Below are 4031 nucleotides of genomic sequence, written 5' to 3'. Positions count from 1 at the left end.
ACCTGATCCCTAAGTGCTTTAATTCTATTCATCAGTACTCTTCACGTTATTCATACATATTTATACATTCTCAATTATCATCATGTTCCTTCTCTTTAYATCTTAGATCACAAGTCCTTAAGGGATTTGATATTGCTCAAGYATGTTTTAAAAGACCTTTAARSCAATCCCTKTMAGGGATTGCCTACGGCATCTCTGGAGTATGYCTTTTGTTGACTCCTATTGAACTTGCCCTGAAGGACCTTGAATAYCCTTGAGGCTAGTTGAACCTAGAGWATCTCAAACTACTACGTAGTTATTTATAAGATTYAATTCTTGAGTACAAGAATCTCTCAAGCAACTACATTGTTATTATAAATGCTTCTAGTCATGATGTCAAGTTGACATGTGGATTGATTGGTTTTATAATATCAAAGTAAGAAATATTATACAAGTGGAATCATTAATMGATCAGAAGTACAGGATGTTCTTATTGTCCTCATACCTCAATAACCCATTAGAAGTTCAATTGCATAATCGAACTAGCAAATGGATCTTCTCTTGTCCATTCTGCGCTASCTCAGAGCGCACAGAAGCCAGAAGAAATCATCGCAAGGCAGCATTGCTTTGGAATGACAAGCAGCACTCCTGGGTGTTCTGCTGYGCTAAAAGAGGWAGCACTGAATGTCAGAAAAGTAAATCATTTCCCAACTTGATTCAGACATTAAATTCAAGCYTGTTTCTGGAATATCAAAATGAACGTTTTCATTCAGGCACCACTGGTAAAGGTCACAACTGCTCTCATCCAGCKTGGTATTACCTAAATAWGAATGAAGAATTACTGAAATTTAATGAGTATTCAAAGGCGCAAAGCAATCTCCTTCAAGAAGTTTCTACAGAGAATTCAAAAATTTCTTGATGTAAGTGAGGCAGTAACAGAAGCAACTACTTTTTATATTTACCGCACTGATAATAATTCGGTGCTTGCGCGTGGTTTAAATGGGTATGATGCTGCGCAAAATAAAGCAAATCAATTACGCAAGCAATTRGGATTAAAATGGGATCAGGTRAGATTTAAATCAGAAAAGAAARCAGYAGAKAAACCTGTAAGRCAGAATTTTGGYAAAGGTATTGTAAAACAACCAGGTGAACATATATACGCAACTCCATCAAATAATCTATCTCGAATTCGACTTCAGAAAAAAGATTGGGATGAGGGATTTATAGGTTAATTTGCTTGCTGCAAGTTTGCGTATTCCCAGATGTTGTTTGGATCTATCTAAACAGGACGCATGGCATCAATATTGGCGGCAACGGCAGCAAAGTTTGCGGGAGGACCAAAATATGGTGAATCAGGATTGATTGCTTTATTGGTGAGTGCTGCACCTGCAAAGGCAGGACCAAATAAATGCCGAATTACCATCAAACCATCACCAAGGGCAGTGGTTTTCCCATCTTTATCTACATCAAGTGTGCCAGTAGAAATACCAGATTCAATAAATTGATGGATTTCAGCAGTGGTACGCGTTGAGGTTGGAGACATTGCTTTATTTGTTAATGCATCTCCTGCAAAAGCAGCACCAAAAAACTTTCTAATTACCATTAAGCCATCGCCAAGGGCGGTTACTTTGCCATCGCCATCAACATCAAGATTAAATGATGCTGATGTAATTGATGTATCAACGATGCTTATTTCTGCAGTAGCCCCAACTTGCAGAGTGCGGGCAGCATCAGAATATAGATTTATCTCTAATGATTCAGAAACTTCTGTTAGTTGGTCAATTGCAAGAGTATGGGTAAAGGTAAATTCACCAGTGGCATCTGTTGAACCTTCTCCTGCAAGAGCGCCTGCAGAGAAATCAGCAGTTGTAATTCCAGTGCCGCTTAAGGCGTAATAAAACTTGGTGCCAGTGTCAACATTAGTTGTAGCAACGGTACTTGTAAGAACTGCACCTTCATTGATGGTTGCTGCTGATGGGGTAAGGGTATAGGTGGGAATTGGTTCTATCACTAAACGATCATCAGTATAGGGATTAGCAAAACCCACTACGCCCGTAAGCCCTGCTGGCGAACTACCGCTCCCGCTACTATCACCCCATGAGATAACGCTACCATCGCTTGTCAACGCGGCATAAGAATAATCATTGGAAAAAATTTGACTTACTCCAGACAATCCTTCCGGAACTGACACAGGGCTTGAGTCGTAACTTGAACCCCAGGTAACAACAGTACCATCACGTTTTAATGCTGCAAAATTCATATTAGTTGATACAATATCCGTAGCATCAATTCTCATGGTTTTGATATGTCGCCCCCATGAAAAAATTCTATAATCATCTGTCAATGCAGCAAATGAATTGAAATTTGATTCAATCTTAATAACGTCCGTCATGTTGGGAACTTCTTTCCCTCCGTAGTCTTTATTGCCCCATACAATTACATTACCATCACTCCTTAAAGCAGCAAAGGCGCCTTTTGTAGAAAAGATTTGTGTAATATTTTTTAACTCATTGGGTGTATTAATTTCTGCACTTTTTAATCCATCCCAATAATCTCCCCAGCTGATAACAGTTCCATCACTTTTTAATGCTGCATGAGCACGATATCCATAAGCAGTAGTTGTAAGTATTTTCGTGATATCAATAAGTTCTGTATTTGGCGGAACATATTCCCCCCAAAAAACAAGGCTGCCATCGCTTTTTAAGGCTGCAAAAGCGTCATCAGTAGGAAAGATATGGATAACGTCTGTTAGACCAGCAGGTGCACGACCTCCCCTGCTGCTATCACCCCAGCTGATAACACTGCCATCAAATTTCAGGGCTGCAAAGGCATGTCGATTAGAAAAGATCTGATTAACATTACTCAGCCCTGCTGGTTCCGTGAGTGCCGAATATGTGGATCCAGTGCTATACCCACCCCATGAAATAACACTTCCATCGCTTTTTAATGCTGCAAAGGCAGAAGAGGTTGAATAGATATAATCAGTTAGTACTGCAAACGCATTACTGTTGCGTCTCTCGCCGCCACTAGAAAAGTCACTAACTTTAGGTGCTACTATCATTCCTTCTGCTGTGATTGTTGCGGTAGCATATTGCTTGCTAAAATTAATAATGTATGGAACTACTTGATAGCCTGTAAACTGAGGGGGAGTAGGATCAATGCGGGCAATGATCGTTTCGTATGGATCAATTAATGCCCCATCAGCTATTACTGGTAGAGAGAGTGTTGCAATACTGCTACCAGCAGCAAATTTAATCATGCCAGTTTTATTACCTGTGTAATCGCTACCTGCTTTTGCTGTTCCAAATAAATTGTAGTTGACATATAACGATTGAGCGAGCTCACCTGTGCGGCTAAAGCTAAAAACTACAGGGCTGCCATCAGTTTCCTTGCCGTTTGCGGTTGCAATTACTGAAATAACAGCTGCCATAAGACGCTCCAGCCCTATAAGGGCTTATCAGAAGCAATCTGGCTGGTATGCGCAGATAGCGAATATAGCTCCAGCATAGCGARCAGSGTTRAGGATTTCTTCCAAATTGCAGGAATTGCATATCTTTTGCACCTATGGAGGGGGGTTCCCACCGGCAATAGCAGGTACCCGCTGATCCTGCTTGCACATCTCTTCTGTTGTAGGTACTGCCGTAAGCCTTGCTTCTCCCCCAGAAGCACTGGTTTCTACTCATCCAAGCCTTTTAGCAATCCTGCCGCGTTTGCAATTAGTGCACGATTGTTGGGATTTACTTAATAAACAGAAGGAGTATTACCTGCCCCGTGGTGAGCGGGAACCTGATTCGGCATACAAAAGGCGTATTGATGCAGCCCTGCCATCAGGTTTTTTTCGTGATGCGCTGCGCACTTTTGCAGGGATGCTTACCGCAAGCCATTGGCGTGAATTACCGCCATCACTGCAAGCCGTTGTTAGCGATGTAGACGGGCTTGTTACTGACTTATTAACTGGTGACAGATGAAACCTCACAACAACAACTAGACAAACATTAGTTACCTTAAAAAAACCATTAAAGAGTTCGGTGTCTAGTTGCGCTAATCTATAT

The 4031-nt window shown here is 41.1% G+C and carries 2 protein-coding genes; one reads left to right on the top strand and one right to left on the bottom strand.

Translation table 11 applies throughout. The features are described 5' to 3' along the window. Positions 1-1258: 1258 nt before the first annotated feature. Positions 1259-3409 (bottom strand): hypothetical protein, encoded by a 2151-nt coding sequence (locus C7K08_RS13210; protein ID WP_106501020.1) that lies wholly within the window; start codon positions 3407-3409, stop codon positions 1259-1261. A gap of 181 nt (positions 3410-3590) precedes the next feature. Here C7K08_RS13210 and C7K08_RS13205 point away from each other — a divergent pair, with 181 nt between their 5' ends. After that, entirely contained in the window at positions 3591-3947 is a 357-nt protein-coding gene (locus C7K08_RS13205) for a hypothetical protein (RefSeq protein WP_106501019.1), read from the top strand. Positions 3948-4031 lie beyond the last annotated feature (84 nt).

The sequence above is a fragment of the Synechococcus lacustris str. Tous genome (genome assembly GCF_003011125.1).
In the GTDB taxonomy this organism is placed as follows: Bacteria; Cyanobacteriota; Cyanobacteriia; order PCC-6307; family Cyanobiaceae; genus Synechococcus_D; species Synechococcus_D lacustris.
This window is presented reverse-complemented; position numbering and strand designations above follow the sequence as displayed.